Annotated in this window: 22 protein-coding genes; 6 read left to right on the top strand and 16 right to left on the bottom strand. The window is 67.6% G+C overall.

Annotated elements, in window-relative coordinates; translation table 11 throughout:
* Positions 1-44: 44 nt before the first annotated feature.
* The 4 genes from ACT4ML_RS00645 to ACT4ML_RS00630 all read right to left on the bottom strand — a co-directional run bounded on the left by ACT4ML_RS00645 (position 45) and on the right by ACT4ML_RS00630 (position 3,609).
* On the bottom strand, positions 45-1,541 hold the full coding sequence (locus ACT4ML_RS00645) for a phytoene desaturase family protein (RefSeq protein WP_444719133.1): 1,497 nt from the start codon (positions 1,539-1,541) through the stop codon (positions 45-47).
* A 208-nt stretch (positions 1,542-1,749) separates the two neighbouring features.
* Positions 1,750-2,034, bottom strand: a complete 285-nt coding sequence (locus ACT4ML_RS00640; protein ID WP_083902798.1) for a translation initiation factor eIF-1A — start codon at positions 2,032-2,034, stop codon at positions 1,750-1,752.
* 136 nt (positions 2,035-2,170) lie between these two features.
* Positions 2,171-2,683 (bottom strand): YkgJ family cysteine cluster protein, encoded by a 513-nt coding sequence (locus tag ACT4ML_RS00635; RefSeq protein ID WP_444719132.1) that lies wholly within the window; start codon positions 2,681-2,683, stop codon positions 2,171-2,173.
* Positions 2,684-2,847: 164 nt separating this feature from the next.
* Positions 2,848-3,609 (bottom strand): fumarylacetoacetate hydrolase family protein, encoded by a 762-nt coding sequence (locus ACT4ML_RS00630; protein ID WP_444719131.1) that lies wholly within the window; start codon positions 3,607-3,609, stop codon positions 2,848-2,850.
* A 180-nt stretch (positions 3,610-3,789) separates the two neighbouring features.
* Here ACT4ML_RS00630 and ACT4ML_RS00625 point away from each other — a divergent pair, with 180 nt between their 5' ends.
* Positions 3,790-4,038: a hypothetical protein gene (locus tag ACT4ML_RS00625; RefSeq protein ID WP_444719130.1), complete on the top strand. Its 249-nt coding sequence runs from the start codon at positions 3,790-3,792 to the stop codon at positions 4,036-4,038.
* Between the two features lie 72 nt (positions 4,039-4,110).
* On the opposite strand, the gene ACT4ML_RS00620 is transcribed toward ACT4ML_RS00625, so the two are convergent.
* The 10 genes from ACT4ML_RS00620 to ACT4ML_RS00575 form a co-directional block, all read right to left on the bottom strand.
* The gene (locus tag ACT4ML_RS00620) at positions 4,111-5,133 is read right to left on the bottom strand and encodes an amidohydrolase family protein (protein WP_444719129.1); all 1,023 of its coding nucleotides are present in this window, start codon (positions 5,131-5,133) and stop codon (positions 4,111-4,113) included.
* A gap of 136 nt (positions 5,134-5,269) precedes the next feature.
* Entirely contained in the window at positions 5,270-5,506 is a 237-nt protein-coding gene (locus ACT4ML_RS00615; RefSeq protein WP_444719128.1) for a hypothetical protein, read from the bottom strand.
* Between the two features lie 141 nt (positions 5,507-5,647).
* Positions 5,648-6,094 carry a hypothetical protein gene (locus ACT4ML_RS00610; protein WP_444719127.1) on the bottom strand — a complete coding sequence of 149 codons (447 nt, stop codon included), beginning with the start codon at positions 6,092-6,094 and terminating at the stop codon, positions 5,648-5,650.
* Between the two features lie 26 nt (positions 6,095-6,120).
* Complete coding sequence (locus ACT4ML_RS00605) at positions 6,121-6,924, bottom strand: adenosylcobinamide amidohydrolase (RefSeq protein ID WP_444719126.1); 804 nt, start codon at positions 6,922-6,924, stop codon at positions 6,121-6,123.
* The gene (locus tag ACT4ML_RS00600; RefSeq protein WP_444719125.1) at positions 6,924-7,979 is read right to left on the bottom strand and encodes a pyridoxal phosphate-dependent aminotransferase; all 1,056 of its coding nucleotides are present in this window, start codon (positions 7,977-7,979) and stop codon (positions 6,924-6,926) included. Before ACT4ML_RS00600 ends, ACT4ML_RS00605 begins: the two co-directional genes overlap by 1 nt.
* Entirely contained in the window at positions 7,969-9,018 is a 1,050-nt protein-coding gene (gene cobT, locus ACT4ML_RS00595) for a nicotinate mononucleotide-dependent phosphoribosyltransferase CobT (RefSeq protein WP_444719124.1), read from the bottom strand. Before cobT ends, ACT4ML_RS00600 begins: the two co-directional genes overlap by 11 nt.
* A 1-nt stretch (position 9,019) precedes the next feature.
* Positions 9,020-9,613, bottom strand: coding sequence for an NTP transferase domain-containing protein (locus tag ACT4ML_RS00590; protein WP_444719870.1), 594 nt, complete (start codon positions 9,611-9,613; stop codon positions 9,020-9,022).
* Positions 9,613-10,377, bottom strand: coding sequence for an adenosylcobinamide-GDP ribazoletransferase (cobS, locus tag ACT4ML_RS00585; protein WP_444719123.1), 765 nt, complete (start codon positions 10,375-10,377; stop codon positions 9,613-9,615). Before cobS ends, ACT4ML_RS00590 begins: the two co-directional genes overlap by 1 nt.
* Positions 10,374-11,312 (bottom strand): adenosylcobinamide-phosphate synthase CbiB, encoded by a 939-nt coding sequence (cbiB, locus tag ACT4ML_RS00580; RefSeq protein WP_444719122.1) that lies wholly within the window; start codon positions 11,310-11,312, stop codon positions 10,374-10,376. The genes cobS and cbiB overlap by 4 nt, the downstream gene beginning before the upstream one ends.
* A 43-nt stretch (positions 11,313-11,355) precedes the next feature.
* Entirely contained in the window at positions 11,356-11,991 is a 636-nt protein-coding gene (locus ACT4ML_RS00575) for an HAD family hydrolase (RefSeq protein WP_444719121.1), read from the bottom strand.
* 112 nt (positions 11,992-12,103) lie between these two features.
* On the opposite strand from ACT4ML_RS00575, the gene ACT4ML_RS00570 reads away from it, so the two are divergent.
* Positions 12,104-12,646 (top strand): helix-turn-helix transcriptional regulator, encoded by a 543-nt coding sequence (locus tag ACT4ML_RS00570; protein WP_444719120.1) that lies wholly within the window; start codon positions 12,104-12,106, stop codon positions 12,644-12,646.
* A gap of 142 nt (positions 12,647-12,788) precedes the next feature.
* Here ACT4ML_RS00570 and ACT4ML_RS00565 read toward each other — a convergent pair whose 3' ends face one another.
* Positions 12,789-13,400 carry a translation initiation factor IF-2 subunit beta gene (locus ACT4ML_RS00565; RefSeq protein WP_006431209.1) on the bottom strand — a complete coding sequence of 204 codons (612 nt, stop codon included), beginning with the start codon at positions 13,398-13,400 and terminating at the stop codon, positions 12,789-12,791.
* Positions 13,401-13,516: 116 nt separating this feature from the next.
* A complete protein-coding gene (locus ACT4ML_RS00560) occupies positions 13,517-13,903 on the bottom strand; it encodes a DUF5789 family protein (protein WP_444719119.1) in 387 nt (128 codons plus the stop codon).
* Between the two features lie 200 nt (positions 13,904-14,103).
* On the opposite strand from ACT4ML_RS00560, the gene ACT4ML_RS00555 reads away from it, so the two are divergent.
* The 4 genes from ACT4ML_RS00555 to ACT4ML_RS00540 all read left to right on the top strand — a co-directional run bounded on the left by ACT4ML_RS00555 (position 14,104) and on the right by ACT4ML_RS00540 (position 16,750).
* On the top strand, positions 14,104-14,301 hold the full coding sequence (locus ACT4ML_RS00555; protein WP_138244376.1) for a hypothetical protein: 198 nt from the start codon (positions 14,104-14,106) through the stop codon (positions 14,299-14,301).
* Positions 14,302-14,550: 249 nt separating this feature from the next.
* Positions 14,551-15,453, top strand: a complete 903-nt coding sequence (locus tag ACT4ML_RS00550) for a 5-oxoprolinase subunit B family protein (protein WP_444719118.1) — start codon at positions 14,551-14,553, stop codon at positions 15,451-15,453.
* Complete coding sequence (locus ACT4ML_RS00545) at positions 15,450-16,427, top strand: biotin-dependent carboxyltransferase family protein (protein WP_444719117.1); 978 nt, start codon at positions 15,450-15,452, stop codon at positions 16,425-16,427. Before ACT4ML_RS00550 ends, ACT4ML_RS00545 begins: the two co-directional genes overlap by 4 nt.
* Positions 16,428-16,507: 80 nt before the next feature.
* Positions 16,508-16,750, top strand: coding sequence for an acetyl-CoA carboxylase (locus ACT4ML_RS00540; protein ID WP_138244379.1), 243 nt, complete (start codon positions 16,508-16,510; stop codon positions 16,748-16,750).
* Positions 16,751-16,765 lie beyond the last annotated feature (15 nt).

The following is a 16,765-nucleotide window of genomic DNA, read 5'->3' as shown; positions in this document are numbered from 1 at the left end:
CGTTCGATCGATACCGTCGACCCGATCGCCCCGTCGCGGTCCCGTCACGGCCGGGTCCCGTCGCCGTGGTCGGCGAGCACTTTCTCGGCGGTCAGTTCGCCGCTGATGAGACACATCGGGACGCCGATTCCGGGCGTGGTGTCGCCGCCCGCGAAGTAGAGGCCGTCGACCTCTTTCGATCGGTGGGGCGGCCGGAAGAGGGAGGTCTGCCGGAGGGTGTGAGCCAGTCCCAGCGCCGTTCCGCCGTAGCTGTTGTACCGATCGGCGAAGTCTTCGACGGAGAATCGCTCCTCGAGGACGATCCGGTCCCGCAGGTCGGTGCCGGTGTTTGCGGCGATGTCGGCGAGGACTCGGTCGCGGTACTCGTCGCGGATTTCGGGCGTGTCCTCGAGGCCGGGCGCGATCGGGACGAGGACGAACAGGGCGCTGTGGCCGTCGGGCGCGACATCGTCGTCTGTTTCGGAGGGGACACAGAGGTAGTAGGCGGGATCGTCGGGCCACTGCGGGTCCTCGAAGATCTGGTCGAAGTGGTCGGTCCAGTCGGTCGGCAGGACGAGCGTGTGGTGGGCGAGTTCGTCGACGTCGCCCTCGACGCCCAGATAGAGCAGGAACGCGGAGGGCGCGTAGGTCCGCTCGTCCCAGTAGTCGGCGTCGTAGCCGCGCCGTTCGGGAGTCAGCAGTTCCTGCTCGGTGTGGGCGTAATCGGCGTTGCTCACGACCAGATCCGACCGGACGGGGCCGCTCGGGGTTTCGATTTCGAACCCGCCCGTGCGGCCCTTGATCTCCGTCGCCGGGCGTTCGGTGTCGTACTCGACGCCGAGTTCCCGGCCGAGGTCGGCGATGCCGTCGATGACCGCGCCGATGCCGCCGTCGGGGTACCAGACGCCGAGGTTGAAATCGACGTGGCTCATCAGGTTGTACAGCGCCGGCGTGTTCGTCGGCGACCCGCCCAGAAACACCAGCGTGTACTGCATGATCTGCTGGAGCTTCGGATGGTCGAAGTAGCCCTCGACGTGGCCCTGCATCGACCCCAGAAGCGAGAGGCCGCGGGCCTGTCGGGCCACGTCGAGGTCCAGATAGTCCCGTAGACGCTCGCGGTCCTCGTAGACGAAGTGCTCCATCCCGACCTCGTAGTTCTCCCTCGACTTCGCGAGGTAGCGCTCTAACGCGTCGCCCGCGCCGTCCTCGTACTCCTCGAAGACGGCCTTCGTTCGCTCTAAGTCCGGCGTCACGTCTACCTGATCCCCGTCTTTGAAGAAGATCCGATAATGGGGATCGAGGTGCTTGAGGTCGTAGTACTCGCTCGGAACCCGGCCGAAATCGGCGAAAAACCGCTCGAAGACGTCGGGCATCAGATACCACGAGGGACCCATGTCGAACCGGAAGCCGTCCTTCTCGAGGCGACTCGCTCGGCCGCCGACCTGTTCGTTCTTCTCGATGACGCGCACGTCGGCACCCGCGTCCGCGAGGTAACAGGCCGTCGAGAGCCCACCGATGCCGCCCCCGATCACGACGACCGACTCACCGGCCAGCGATTCCATGCTCGAACCTGAGTATGGGACCGGTGTTAAACGTATTTCATACGTATGTAGGGAATCGGACTGATCGCGTCGACCGTCGAACGAGCGGGTATCGGCTCTCGGTTCTCCGACTGGGTCACTGACGGATAGCGACGAGCGCCGGCGCGGCCGCTACCAACAAGTGGGCGGTGCGGAGAAATCTAGTAGGAAGCGAAACCGCTACCGGGGATCAATCGATGTGGCCTTCGCGACGCAGTTGATCTGCGTCCTGGCCGGTGTAGCGCCATTCGATGGTGGCCTTCTCGTCTTGCCAGTCCCACGGCTCGGCGACGACGATGTCGTCTTGCTCGATCCAGGTCCGGTATTTCATGCGACCCGGAATGCGGCCGAGTCGCTCCTCGCCGTCCTCACAGCGGAGGCGAACGTGGTTGCCACCGAGGTGTTCGGTTACGACGGCGAATACTTCATCGCTGTTGGGCATACGGAGGTTCCGTCGCCCGGAGTCTTCTGACACAGGTTTACTACGTGCGGTAGACCTTTAAATGGTTGGGGAGACGTGGTATCGCACCCCACGACGCTGTACGACTATGTGTCTCATCCTCGACGGAGTCGACCGCCGGTCGACCGGTTCGCAGACCACCAGCCCGACCCTATAGCTCGCGGTCCGAATCCGGGTTCTCGAGATCCCAGAGCAGTTCCGGCAGAAAGGCCTCGAGGTTGTCGATAACGCTCCGCTCGCTGACGTTCAGCCCCTCGCAGTGCTCGTGGGCGGACTCCCGAATGTCGACGTGGAGGTCGCCGTCCTCGAGCCAGACCCCCAGCGGGAAGACCGAACACCGGGTGGGTTTCCAGTCCTCCTCGAGATGCAGCGAACAGAGGCCGTCCTCCCGGAGGAACGCACAGGCCGAGCCGTCGTCGGCGACGTGGTCCTCGCGGTCTTTCCCCTCGCGGGTGACGAATTTCTCGCCGCGGAACTCCGTCGTCGTGTCGGCGAGGTTCGCCCGCTGGGCCAACTCGAGCAGATCCCGGTCGTAGAGGAGCACGCCGTGGTGACAACACCACGTGCAGTCGTCGACGCACTCGAACGTGAGTTCGGGATCGAACTCGACGACGACCTCGCGGTCGGGATAGACTTCGACGCGTCGCGTGGCGTCAGCGCTCACGTGTCGTCGGTAGGTGGTCACCGTGAAGTGCCTTTCTACCGATCGTCAGCCGATACTGTAGCAGCGCCGAAGAGAACGTCCCGCAACGACGCCGAAAGCACCTTTCAGTCCCGCCCGGCGGTGGATGGGGCAGGATGCTGTTCTACGTCTCAGTTCAGTCTGTTCTACGTGCGAATCGCGCCGTCCTCGAGCGCCAGACTGTCCCGCTCGCTCGAGTCGACGACGGTGTTGCGGAGCGTCCCGACGCCCTCGTAGGTGATTTCGACGGTGTCGCCGGGTTCGACGAGACCGGGGTTGGCGGGGCTGCCGAAGGAGATTACGTCGCCGGGGCGGAAGGTGAATCGGCGGGAGAGGAAAGAGATGATTTCGGCGGGATCGAACAGCATCAGTTCGGTGTTGGCTTCTTGGCGGCGCTCGCCGGCTACATCGGTGTGCATGTCGATGTCGGTCGGGTCGACGGCGGTTTCGATCCACGGACCGAGCGGGCCGGAGGCGTCGAACGCCTTGCGGGCCGTGCGGCCGCCCTGATCGAGCGCGTCCATATCGTTCAGGATCGTGTAGCCGCGGACGATTTCGGGTACCTCGGCTTCCGAAACGTTTCGACAGGGTTCGTCGATGACGGCCGCGAGTTCGCCGGCGTAGGTCACTTCGTCGCTGAAGCCGGGGTAGGGAACCGGGTCCTCGTGGCCGACGAGCGACGCGGGCGGCTTGATGAAAAAGTCGGGCTCATCCGGTCGTTCGTACTCCATCTGGTCGAGAGTCTCGGCGAAGTTGCGCCCGACACAGTACAGCGCCGAGGGCTCACAGGGCGGCAGTAAGTCCGCGTCCGACTCGACCTCGTAGACGCCGTCGTCGGTATGCACGACGCCGCCCTCGTATCGTCCGGTGACCGGTCCGTCGTCCGTCGCGATCCGCGCGAGTTTCATTGTCGGCGGTCTCGGTTCCGGGGGATTAGTGGTACCGATTCGATCACGGCCCGATCCGGGCCGAACGGCTCGCTCGAGGCGAGCGGTCATCACTCCATCCAACCGGCCGCCGGTCGGCCACACCGCACCCACGCACATGTCGGTCCAACGTATACCCCGCTGCTCGGCCAACGGGGGACTATGTGCGCCAACTTGACGGTCGACGACGAAGGGAAGCGAATCATCAACACGAACGGGAGAGCGGTCGGCGTCGTCCGAGACGTCGACGCGGGCGTCGCGTACGTCGAACCCGGACCGGAGATGACGGACTCGATCAAATCGCGGCTCCGCCGGGACCGAGACGTCGCCGACGGGATGGAAACCTACCAGCTCGACGAGGACTACATCGACGAAATCACCGGCGACGAGATCCGATTGCAGCGGTTCTGAGTGGCGGCCGACGGTTTCGAGTCCCGGTTCCGAAGCCGTCTCGTTCTCGAACGGACACCGACCTCCGTTTCGTCACCGAAGCACACGCTCGAGGGTCCGCGCTCGAATAGCCGCCCACGCCTCGACATCGAGATCGAACCGCTCGAACATCGTCGTCTGCGGAACCGTCTGCCCGGGAGCGAGGTAGTCCGATCCCCAGATCAGTCGCTCGTAGTGGGTCTCGAGAAACGCCTGTGCGTACGCCGGATCGCGAGTGAGCGCGTTCCAGCCCGAGCCGGCCGAGAGGTCGCCGTAGACGTTGTCGTACGCCCCGAGCAGTTCGGGGACCCGTCCGCCGGGTTCGACCGAACTGTCGGGGTATCGACCTCGGTCGGCGACCGTCACGTCCGCCGAGATGTGGGCCCACCAGAAGTGGGCGTGTGCGATGAAATCGACGCCGGGGTAGGACGCGAGCACGTCCTCGAATCCCGGGAGCCCGACCGCGTCCAACAGCGCCTTGTCGTCCAGATGGCACAAGACTGGGAGGTCGTACTCCGCACAGCATTCGTAGATCGTCTCGAGCCGTCGGTCGTCGATCGGCAGGCCCGGCTTGAGTTCGCCGAAGCCGCGAGCGCCGCGTTCGATATACCCCTCGAGCAGATTGCTGACGGTCTCCTCCCCGTAGACCACGGTCCGTGGATCGACCGAACAGAACGGGATCAAGCGGTCGGGAGCGGCCGCGACCTGGTCGAGAACCCACCAGCTCGGGGCCTGTACGGGGTAGCTCTCCGGCGAATCGAGCGCGTGGACGACGGCGCGATCGATCCCGTGCTCGTCCATCCAAGACAACAGCCCCTCGGCGGACAGTGGCTCCCTGCCGAGCGTCTCGTGGGGGATCAGATGCGTGTGCGCGTCGAACAGCGGGCGTTCCGCGACGGGGCCGTCCCCGCCGGCGTCAGCCTGTGCGACTCGGGCGTCGCCGTCTCGAGTCTCGATCGCGCCTGCGTTCGATCCGAACACGCCGGTGAGACCCCCACTCCCCGTGACTGCGAGTACTCGCCGCCGCGTCGCGGTCTCGGGCGATCGATCTCGGTCACCCGTTCGCGGACCAGTCATGCGTGTCGGTCCCACGGACCGACGCAAAACGCTACGGGGACCGGTATCGATTCCGACCGATCAAGCGCATCGGAACGGCGGCCACCTCGTCACGGGGTGAGGCGATAGTGGGATGATCGATGCCGATACCGGCCGATCAGTCCTCGAGCAGCAGGTACGTTCGGCCGCCGCGGTGCTCGAGCGAGACGGCGTCGGTATCGACGTTCGAGCGCACGAATTCGTCGATCCCCGCCGCGTGCAGATCGGAGACGTCGATCCGTCGGCGCTCTCGCTGCGGTCGGTCGTCACGGTCGCCGGTCGATCGAGGCGCATGTCGGTTGTTCCCCTCATCGCGGTCGCGTCGTTCGTCGGTCCCCTCGACTGCCAGTTGCATACCTCTCAGTTAGACTGATAGTACGTCAAACCGATCCGTCCGGAGTGAAAGTGAAAGTACGGGACGGAGTGGAGTCCCCGAGAAGCGCCGCCGATCGGCTCGACGCGGCCGATTGCAAGGAGTTGGGTCAGTCCCCCGCCGTTATCCGAGCGGTTTGAGTTCGACGCGATGTGGCCCGCTGTCGGTCTCGAGCGCGACCGCGTCGACGATCGCCTCGCGGGCCCGCGCTCGCCACTCCTCGACGGCCTCGACGTGGCGTTCGCGGACGCGGTCGGTCTCGTCCGGGTCGTCCGCATCCGCGTCGGCAAGCGCCGACTCGAGGTCGGGGTAGTCCTCGACGACGTCGTCCGCGATGATCTCGGCCGGCGAGAGGTGGACCGCGCCGGTCAGCTCGGTGTCGTCGACGCGGTAGACGTGGATCCGGGCGCGCATTCGGCCGTGAAACGGCGGGGTCACCCGGAGGACGGCGTCGCCGGGGTTCTCTCGGCCGTAGACGAAGGCGTCGACGGCGTCGTCCGGCGACAGCGCGATCGAGCGAATCGCTGACGGGTCGTCGGGTTCGGCTGGCGAATCGTCGTCCTCGGCCATCGGTCGAGGGTTGGCGTCGCGGCGGGTTAACTGTCGGGTTCGGCGGAGCCGTCCTCGAGCGGCGGCCGAAACACGTCGGCGCGCTCGGCCGTCGAAACCCCGTAGGTCGCGTCGGCGACCGACTCCGGGAGTTCGGCGTCGGCGGCCGCGTAGTGGGCGCGAAGCGACGCCCGGACGGCGTCTCGCACACAGGCTCGCGTCGCCGCACCGACTTCGGTGCCGCTCCCCGAGAACGCCGTCTGCGGTCCGTCTGGATCGTGGCCGACGACGACTGCATCGGTGGTCGTGCCCGGAAATCCGGTTTCGGCGAGGAGCGTCGCCGCCTTCGCCTCCGCGGCGACCGCGATCAGGTTCGCCAGCGCGCCCGGCGCGAGCGCTCGCGTCGTCCCCACGACGACGTTGACCGTTCCTCGGCCCGGCTCGAGTTCGGACTCGCCGGCTTCGATCCCATCTCCGTCCGACTCTGCAGGAGCCGGTTCCACGGGGAGCGCGGCGGGGTTCGACATCCCGGCGGTCGCGTAGGCCGTCACGGGACCGCGGCGAGCGCCGCGCGCGTCAGCGATATCGACGCCGGTCAGCAGCGCCGGTCCGGCCGTCTCCGAAGCGGGCGTCTCGAACCCCGCTCGCTCGAGTCGGTCGTCGACGTAGGTCTCGAGATCCGTGTGGTCCCAGCCCTCGGGGACCGAAATGTTGTACGCGTGGTCCGCCACGCGGCGGCCGCCGTTCCAGCCGGTCGAGAGCCATTCCGCGTTCGGCCGGCGAATTCGGAGCACGCCGTCCCGTCGGACCGCATCGAACTCCGGGTCCCGATCGGTGTCCGCGTCGGTCATCACTCGGACCCGCGGTCGGCGTCCTCGCGGTCGCGAACGCCGAGCGCCGCGAGCAGCCGGTCGTTCGCCTCGCGGTCCTTGACCGCGACCCGGACGTGTGAGTCGAGCGCCCGGAAGGTCGTCGCGTCGCGGATCGCGACGCCGGCCGCTCGCGCGTCATCGATCACCGTCGCCACGTCGCGGTCGCCGACGTCACAGAGGAGATACGGGGCGTCCGATTCGTGGACGTCGAATCGTTCCGCGAGCGCATCGCGCATCCGCTCGCGCTCGGTCGCGACGCGAGCGCGCGTGTCGCGAACGAACTCCTCCCGTCGCAGACAGTGTGCGCCGACCCGCGCCGCGGGCGTCCCCAGCGACCACGCGCGCCGCGCCGTCACGAGCGCGTCCCGTCGCTCGCCGGCCGCGACGGCGAAGCCGGCCCGGAGCCCGGGCAGGCCGAACAGTTTGGTGAGCGAGCGCGCGACGACGACGTTCTCGCGCTCGAACTCGGCCGCGGACGGGCGGTCGGTAAAGCCGAGGAACGCCTCGTCGACGAGCAGCGTCGTGTCGGCGTCGGCACACCGGGCCGCGAACGCCTCGAGCGCGTCCGGATCGACCGCGTCGCCGGTCGGATTGTTCGGCGTGCAGACGACGGCGAGGGCACACGCCTCGAGGGTGGTCGGGCCGAGTTCGAACAGGTCGTCGTAGTGCACGAACCGCGGCTCGGCTCCCTGCAGCTCGACTTCGCGGGCGTACTCGCCGAAGCTCGGGTACGGAACGAGCGCTTCGTCGCCCGGCTCGAGCGCGGCTTCCATCGCGAGCCGTATCGCAGCCAACCCGCCGGGCGTGGGGATCACCCGCGCCGGATCGCAGCCGACGAACGCGGCCGCGGCGGCCCGGTAGTCTGGGTAGTCGTCGTCCGGATAGCGTCGGGACTCCTCGAGTGCGGCCGCGTACGCGTCCCCGACGCCGTCGGGGGTTCGGGGGTTGGTGTTGGCGGAGAAGTCCAGCAGGTCGCGGTCTGTCTCGCCACCGTGGGGGACTCGCGTCCCGGTACGGATCGAGTCAGGGTCCACGGTCGCCCTCCGACGCGCCGTCGCCGGCTGGTTCGTCGTCGGCATCGTCCTCTCCGCCGCCGATTCCGAGGCGAGCGCAGACCGCCTCGAGCCGGTCCCTGACCGCCGCCATCTCGCCGTCGGGGACGAGCGAGAGCGCGCCGCCCATGCCGACGCCCTCCTTGGCCTCGCCGGCGCAGTAGCGGGCCATCGCGACGTGCTCGCGCTCGTCGAAGCCGGGATCGGTGACGGTGAGGTCGCAGTCGAACCGCTCGCAGGCGTCGGGGAGCCGGTCGCCCTGCTCGTCGGCCACGAAGGAGGTGGTCGCGATCGACAGCGGCGCGTCGATCCCGGCGTGGCGCAGGGCGGCGGCGACGGCGACCATCTGGGTGCCGCCGGCGAGCGTCACGTCGGTCCCGGACTCGAGCGCGCCGGCTGCGATCCCGGCCACCGTCGGCTGGACGGGATCGCCGACCGCTGCGATCGCCTCGAGCGGGCGGCCATCGCGGTCGCCCGGCTCGAGCCCGCTCGCGGCCAGCGCCTCGTCGACGACCCGCCGTTTGCGCTCGAGCGGGTTCGTCGGCAGCGACGAGGAGACGCCAGCGGATTCGCCGAGCGCGGTGAGGACGCCGAGGGCGGTCGTCGTCCCGCCGGGGATCGTCTCGCCGATCATGAGCCGGTCGTCCGGGAGGCTCGCCCCGTAGTCGTGGGCGCGGTCGAAGGCGGCGTTCGCGTCCGGCACGGCCGCTTCGTCGCGGATATCGGTGCCGGGGGTCCCGCCGAGGTCGACCGTCGGCGCGGCCGTCGACCGGGTGAGCCCCGCGTCGATCACGGACACGTCGAAGCCGACGACCTCCCGCACCGCGCGGGTCACGGCCGCGGGCGTCGGACACCCGTTCGGGCTCACCGGCGTCACCGGCGACATGACCGGCTCCCCGTACTCGAGGATCTCGACGTCCGCGGAGGGCGTGTGTTCCATCAGTTCGGGGGCGGCTCCGGCGGCGCTGATGCCGTCGATCAGGGCCGTCTCGGTCGTTCCGGCGGGGAGGAGGAGTCGCATCTCAGCGGCCCTCCCCGTCCTCGTCTCGGTCCCGCAGCAGTCCGGCCGCGAGACGGGCGTCTTCCAGTCGGTTCACGTTCGTCGCCAGTCGCGAGTCGTAGTACACGTCGGTCATAGTCGTCGAATCGTCGGTCGTGCCGACAACGTTGACCCCGGTCGGCGCGAGGTGGTCGGCGGTTTCGAGTCGCGTGTCGATACTGACCCCGAGGCGCCGTTTGAGCGCCACCGGGACGCAGACGGTCCGCGAGGCGCTGCCGTCGCCGTGGGCCGCGAGTATCCGGTCGACGACGGGGCCCTCGAGCAACGGCAGGTCCGCGGCGACGGTCAGCACCGGCGGCGAGATTCGGGGATCGTCGAGGACGTTCAGCAGATCGGTCACGTAGCCCTCGCCGGCCGTTTCGATCGTCGTGACGCCGTCGGTCGCCTCGAGATGTGATCGCGTGTCCGGTGCGTTCGGCGAAACGGCGGCGTAAACCGTCTCGATCGCGCTCTCTCGCAGGGCCGCCAGCACGCGATCGACCATGGCCGTCCCGGCGATCGGGTGCAGCGGCTTTTCGCGGGGGATCTCGAGGCGGGTCCCCTCGCCGCCACACATCACAACAGCGTCCACGCGATCACCCCCAGATGGACGCCGGCGACGCGGCCGATCTCGTTCGCGGCACCGAAGATGTCCCCGTTGAGGCCCCCGAGATACCGGTTCGCCCAGTACCACGGGAGGCCGATGCCGGCGATCGCTCCGCATAGAGCGATCGCGCCGGGATGGGGCCAGACGAGCGTCGCCGCGGCGAGCACGACGACCATGGGGACGAAAAACGAGCCGCTGCTCGCTCCGTCGGTGAACTGTTTCCCCATGCCGTCGTAAGCCGCCCGTCCGTAGCTGGCCATCAGCCCCATTCCGAATTTCGTCCCGATTTCGGCTCCGACCGCGACGCCGACCGCCGTTCCGACGGGGAGGCCGGCCAGTCCGAGCCCCCCGAGCGCCAGTCCAGCGACGGTGAGCGAGACCGCCAGCAGCGCGCCGACGCCGGTGGTCGTGTCCTTGAGCACCTCGCGGCGGCGCGCTACGTCACCGTGGACGACCAGCGCGTCGCCCAGATCCGCGACCCCGTCGAGGTGGTGAATTCCCGTGACGGCGTACACCGACAGCAGATATCCGAGCGCGACGGTCGGCGCTGCGAGCGTCTCGGCGGCGAGTAGCGGCATCGCCGCCAGCGCGCCCGCGACGAGTCCGACGACTGGAAACGCCGCCGGCGTCGTCCGAAAGGCCTCCCAGTCGCCGTCGCGGAACCCGACCGGCAGGCGCGTCAGGAAGCCGAGCGCGCCGCGGACGGAACCGATCCAGCGCCCGATCGCGGTCACGGGGACACCACCCCGGAGACGGCGATCGCCAGCCCGATCGAACCAGCGATCGAGACGACGGCCGCGCGGCCGACCGCGGTGACGGCCCGCTCTCCCTCCGCCAGCGTCGGGACGTCCGCGTCGGGATTGAGGACGTAGACGCCCGCCTTCTCGAGGCGGACCGAGAGCGCGCAGGCGAGCGTCGCCATCGGCCAGCCGGAGTTGGGCGACGGCGGCACCCGCGCCCACTGCCGGGCGCGAGCGAGCGCGAGCGGGTCGGCCGCGGCGACCGCGATCGAGACGGCGGCGATTCTGGCGGGCAGGTACATCACGAGGTCGTCCAGCCGCGCGCTCGCGGTGCCGATCGGTTTCGAGGGGTAGCCCAGCATCGAGTCGAGCGTGTTGACGCCCTTGACCCACGCGGCGACCGCCGCGGCGGCCGGCAGCGAGATCGGTGCGAGCACCGCGAACGGCAGCAGTGTCGCGACCAGCCCGTCCGCGAGGTTCTCGGCCGCACTTTCAACGGCCGCGCTGCGAAGTTCGCCGGCCGAGAGCGTCGACGTGTCCCGGCCGACCAATCCGCGAACTCGCTCGCGGGCGCGCTCGAGATCGGCTTCGTCTGCGGTCGCTCCGACGACGTCTTCAGTGAGCTCGAGCAACGAGCGCAGGCTGGTCGTCAGGAAGAGTACGAGCGCGGCGACGATGCCGCCGCCCATCGGGTGGACGAGCCCCGCCGCGAGGACGACCCCGCCGGCGACGGCGGCCGGAACGAGCGGAGCGACGGCGGCGATCGCGCCGCCGACCAGTCGCTGGCGGCGCTCGTCGTCGCTCCACGTCCGATCCACGGCCCCGACGAGGCGGCCGAACCACGCGACGGGATGGGCGGCGGTCGGCGGCTCACCGAGCAGCAGATCGAGACTGAACGCGAGGCCGATGACCGAAAGCGTCGTCAGCACGCCCTCCTCGCCTCCATGCTATCCTCGGAATGGAGCCGCGCGGTCATGACTGCTGTCGTTCGCCGGTCGCCAGTCGCGCCGGCACGTCCGCGAGCGAGGCGTCCTCGAGTAGCAGCGCCGTGCCGCCGACGGCCTCGATACCCCCGTCGGCGTGCGGATCGTCGCCGACGTGGACGAGATCGGCGGGCGGAACGCCGAGTTCGTCGGCGGTCAGTTCGAAGATTTCCGGCGCGGGTTTGCGCCAGCCACAGCCGACGCTCGTGACGATCGCGTCGAAATCGTCGCGCTCGAAGGCCGACCTGACGAGAGTGCGACCGACGAGTTCCGGGACGCTACAGTTCGAACAGATCGCGACCGGCCCCCGCTCTCGAGCGGCGGCGACCGCCTCGAGTGCGCCGTCTCTGGTCTCGACGGCCGGATCGAACGCCGCCACGACCGCCCGTCTGGCCGCGTTTCGGTCGTAGTCGACGCCGCGGCTCGCGAGGGCGCGGGAGACGTGAGCCGGAAGCGGCACTTCCGCGCCGTCGGGCGCGTCGACGTGGGGCTCGGCGTAGGCCGCGGCCCAGTCGTCCGGCACCGTGACGTCTCGCTTTGCGAGTTCGGCCGCGACGGCTGCAGCCGGGTCGTCCGGGCGGTCGGCGGTCACCAGCGTCCCGAAGAGATCGAACGATACTCCCACGACAGTGTGACTAGCACAAATCTACTTTAATTTCGCGGTCTCACGGTGACGGGGTTGTTTGGACGGTTTTGTGCATACCCCTTTTCGGACACGGTCGCCAGCCACGAGTACGATGATTCGACGACACGCGCCGATCGGTTCCCGACACGTGACCGCCGTCGGACGGGCGATTCGAGCCTGCGCCGACGCGGTCGGCTCCGTAAGTGCGATTCGACGCGACGAGAGTACTGCGAACCGATCCAGGCAGCGACGCGAGGCGTGGGCGGGGCGACTCGAGGACACGAGCCGAACCGCAACCGGCGAGGCGCCAGGAGAGGATTCGGACGCGGGAGCGGCTGGCAGTGGACCGACGGCCGGCGAATCGGACGGCGGGTCGTCGATCGCCAACGGAGCCGTCGATCCGGACGACGGACCGACGAGCAGGGCCGAGATCCTCGAGTACGGCCTCACGCCCGCGGAGTACGTCCGCGCGGTGCTCGTCGAACACGGCGGCCGGATCAAACAGCAGCGCTTCATTGACCGCTACGGCTGGTCGCGTGCGACGCTCAGCCGGCTGCTCTCCGATCTCGAGGACCGCGACGTCGTCGAACGCTACCGGGTCGGTCGCGAGAAAATCGTCTGTCTCCCGGCCGCGGTACCCGACTCGGTGTGCTAACGTGTTCGTCGCGGCACGCTCGAGTCGCCGTCGAAAATAAAACGAATCGAACCGCGGATCTCAGACGGTCTCCTGTAAGTCATTGCCGGCACAACCCCAGAGCGATCGGGGTTGTGCCGGGAAATCGGTACAGCAACCCGTCTCAGTCGAGGCGGGCGAACGCGAGATTGCCCGAGATGTTCTTGATGTAGATGTCGACGACGTCGCCCTCGTCCGCACCGGGGACGAAGATCGTGTAGCTGCCCTTCTCCGCGACGCCGTCGCCCTTGCGGCCGGTGCCAGTGATTTCGACCGTGTAGGTCTGGCCCTCTTCGACGGCGTCTTGCTGTTGTTGCTGCTGGCTGCTGGTCGAGCGCTTGGTGACGGGGCGGAACGCACCGCAGGCGTCACAGCGAAGCATCGGGGTGCGGTCCTCGCGGACGAGGCGGGTGTCCGGCAGGCCACACTCCGAACAGAGGACGTACTCGTCGACGTAGGCGTCGATCGCCGCGTCGAGGTCCGTCTGCGAGAAGGTCCCGTTGTACCGGCCGCGGCCGTTCTCGAGTTTGCCGCTGGTCCCCAGTTCGCGCTGGATGAACCGGTGGAGGTGCTCGGTGTCCCGGGAGAGCACGTCGGCGATCTCGTCGAGGTTGGTTACTCGCGTGAACGCGCCGTCTTTCTGTGGCTCCGGGTCGGGAATCTGTAGCCGCTGTTCGTCGCCCCCGATATCGGGGACGTCCTCCATCGCTCGGTCGAGACTCGATTCGTAATCCATACGCGAGAACAGGTGACGCGAACGTAAATCCGTTCTGCTATCACGATCCGCCCGACGGCGTGCCGAACGGAACGGATACGAGCGCCGTCGGCGTGCAGTGGGCGGCGGCCGTCGGCTCAGTACGTGCCGCCGCCGCTCTCGCTGAGCGAACCCTGGGCCTCGTCGTCCAGTTCGTCGAGGTCGCGTTCGGCGTTGGCCTCGTTGGGACTGCCGGCCTCGCCGGTGATCTCGCCGTAGACGGCCTCGCGGACCTCTTCGGGCGAATCGTACTGCTCGCCCGCCAGCCGGTCGAAGACGCTCCCCAGCGACTCCGTCTCGTTGGGCATGTCGATCGGCTCGTTGCCGTACTCCGAGGCGATCTCCTCGCTGGTGATCGGATACTCCATCTCGCCGAGGTGGCGCTCGACATCCTCGAGGATGGACTCGGTGTGGTCGGCCCGCTCCGCCTTGCGTTGTTCGGCACGATCCTGGACGCGGTCGCGGCTCGGTCCGTCGTCGCTCATAGCCGGAGCTATCACCAGCCGTCGGAAAAGCGGCCGGCCGGCGCTCGCGTGGCTCGCCCGATCAGTCCGGCCCGTCCGCTCGCTCGGACCTCCGCTCCCGGACGCCAGCCGTGTTGTTACGACCGTAGCAACGAGCGTGCTATCACTCGCATCCTCACAGCGTCTATTTGTGCCCGCTTTGACGACGAGATACTGCGACGATGGACGAATCCGATGCCAATCGACGAACGATCGCCGCCTGCGAGCAGTGTGGCGCACTCTACGCGGCACTCGAGTTGTCCGACGACAAGCTTCGCCCGATCGGCCGCCGAGACGGCTGTCGCTGTGGCAGTACGGCGTTCTCCGCCGTCGACGGCTCTCTTTCCGAATTGTCTCTCGAGGACGACTCGGACGAGTGACCTTCCTCGCGGGGCAGTCGGTCGCGTTCGCACTGGCTGTTGGAACCCGATCTCGATCCTTCTCTACGGTTCTGCCGAACGGGACGACGGCGCTGCGTAGCGCTCTCGAGAACACGCGCGACGCCGTCGTGATATCGCACTTCGTTCTCCATCTCGAACCCTAGTCGGATTTGGTTCAGGATACTGTGGTAATATTGATCAGGCACCAATATCTATTCATAGTTGAACTCTGAATTGTCATCACAAGGCATGGCCACCGAACGGATCACACCCGTCGACCTTCCCGAACCGCGCTACGAGTACGGGGCGGACGATCACGTGTTCGTCGAACTCGCGGAGGAGATGAGCTTCACTGCCAATTTCAAGGCGATGGCGATCACCCAGCAGGTCGCCGAGCGAGACATCGACGGCGTCGTCGAAAACTGCCCGGCCAACGCGTCCTACATGCTCCGTATCGATCCGGAGATCATCCACCCGGACGACCTGATCGCGGAGCTCAAAGAGATCGAGTCCGAGATCGATCTCGAGAACTACGAGTGGGAGACGCGTATCATCGACGTGCCGGTCCTGTTCGAGGATCCGTGGACCCACGAGACGCTCATGGAGTTCCGGGAACGCCATCAAGACCCCGACGGGACGGACCTCGAGTACTCGGCGGAACTCAACGGCTTCGACGGCGTCGAGTCCTTTATCGACGCCTTCGTCGGCGCGCCCCATCTGGTCACGATGGTCGGGTTCGTGCCGGGGCTGCCGTGGTGTTTCCAGATGGTCCCGCGGAACCAGCAGTTGGAGGTTCCCAAATACGTCGAGCCGCGGACCGACACGCCGAGCCGCGCGGTCGGCTTCGGCGGCGCGTTCTCGGTCATCTATCCGGTACAGGGGGCCGGCGGCTACCAGCTGTACGGGCGGACGCCGATCGAAGTGCTCGACACCGAGCAGACGCTGCCCGACTTCCGCGATTCGATGGTGTTCCCGAACCCCGGTGACATCCTGAACTACAGACGGATCGATCGCGAGGAGTACGACGCGATCCGCGAGGAGGTCGAAGCGGGTACCTACGAGTACAATTACGGCGAAGTCCGGTTCTCACCGGAGGAGTTCTTCGAGTCACCGGCCGAGTACAACGAGCGGCTCATGGAGGTGGTCGAATGATCGAAATCGAGGAGGGCGGTATCGCGAGTACGGTCCAAGACCTCGGTCGCACCGGCCACTACCACATCGGCATGCCGCCGTCGGGTGCGATGGACCGCTACGCCCACACGGTCGCGAACTATCTCGTCGGGAACGACGCCGACGCGGCGACCGTCGAAATGACGTATCAGGGCATCACCGCGACGTTCCGAGACGACGCCGTGATCGCGATCACCGGTGCCGACATGTCGCCCAGCCTCAACGGCGAGCCGATCGACACGTGGGCGACCGTCGCCGTCGACGCCGGCGACGAACTCGAGTTGGCGTTCGCGACCGAGGGGGCGCGAGCCTACCTCGCGGTGGCCGGCGGCATCGACGTTCCCGAGGTGATGGACAGCCGCTCGACGTACACCCTCGTCGGGATCGGCGGTCACGAAGGCCGCGGTCTCGAGGAGGGCGACCAACTCCCGATCGGCGACGCGCCGGCCGAGCGGCGCGAGTTGGTCGGGACGCGGATCGACGACGATGACGTGCCCGACTACGCGGACGAGGACACCGTTCGGATCGTCCTCGGCCTGACGAGCTACCGGCTCACCGAGGAGGCCAAGGAGACGCTCTGTGAGTCCGAGTGGACCGTCTCGTCGGAAGCCGACCGCGTCGGCTACCGGCTCGAGGGGCCGGACCTCGAGTTCGAGGAGCGCGAGCAACCCTTCGGCGCGGGAACCGATCCGTCGAACGTCGTGGACCTCGGCTATCCCATCGGGTCGATTCAGGTGCCCCAGCAGCCGATCGTCCTCATGCAGGACGCGGTCACGGGCGGCGGCTACGCGACCGTCGGGACCGTGATCAGCGCCGACCGCGGGCTGCTCGCACAGCGCCAGACCCACAAGTCGGTCTCTTTCGAGTCAGTCGATGTCGACGAGGCGATCGACGCGCGCACGGAGCAGACCGAGCGCCTCGAGGCGATCCGAGCGGACATCGAGGGTGAGAATTAGAGTCAACGATACGCTAACAGACAGAATAGTAACCGAAACAAAGAATAGATTCGGGATTGAATCCGATACATCCACAACATATGACAGAGAAAACCACGATCAAGTCACCGATGCCGGGCATCTTCTACCGACAACCCGACCCTGACGACCCGCCGTTCGCCGAACCGGGAGATACCGTCGAAGCGGGCGACACGATCGGCCTCGTCGAAGTGATGAAGAACTTCCACGACATCGAGGCCGACAGTTCGGGGACGATCAGCGAGTTCCTCGTCGAGAACGAGGCCGAAGTCGAAGCCGATCAGGCGATCGTCGAACTCGAATAACGGCGTCGAAGCGAC

Origin of the sequence: Natrinema sp. LN54 (assembly GCF_052439245.1) — an archaeon.
Classification (GTDB): Archaea; Halobacteriota; Halobacteria; order Halobacteriales; family Natrialbaceae; genus Natrinema; species Natrinema versiforme_A.
Note: the sequence above shows the minus strand (reverse complement) of the source record. Positions and strands in the feature narration are given on the sequence as shown.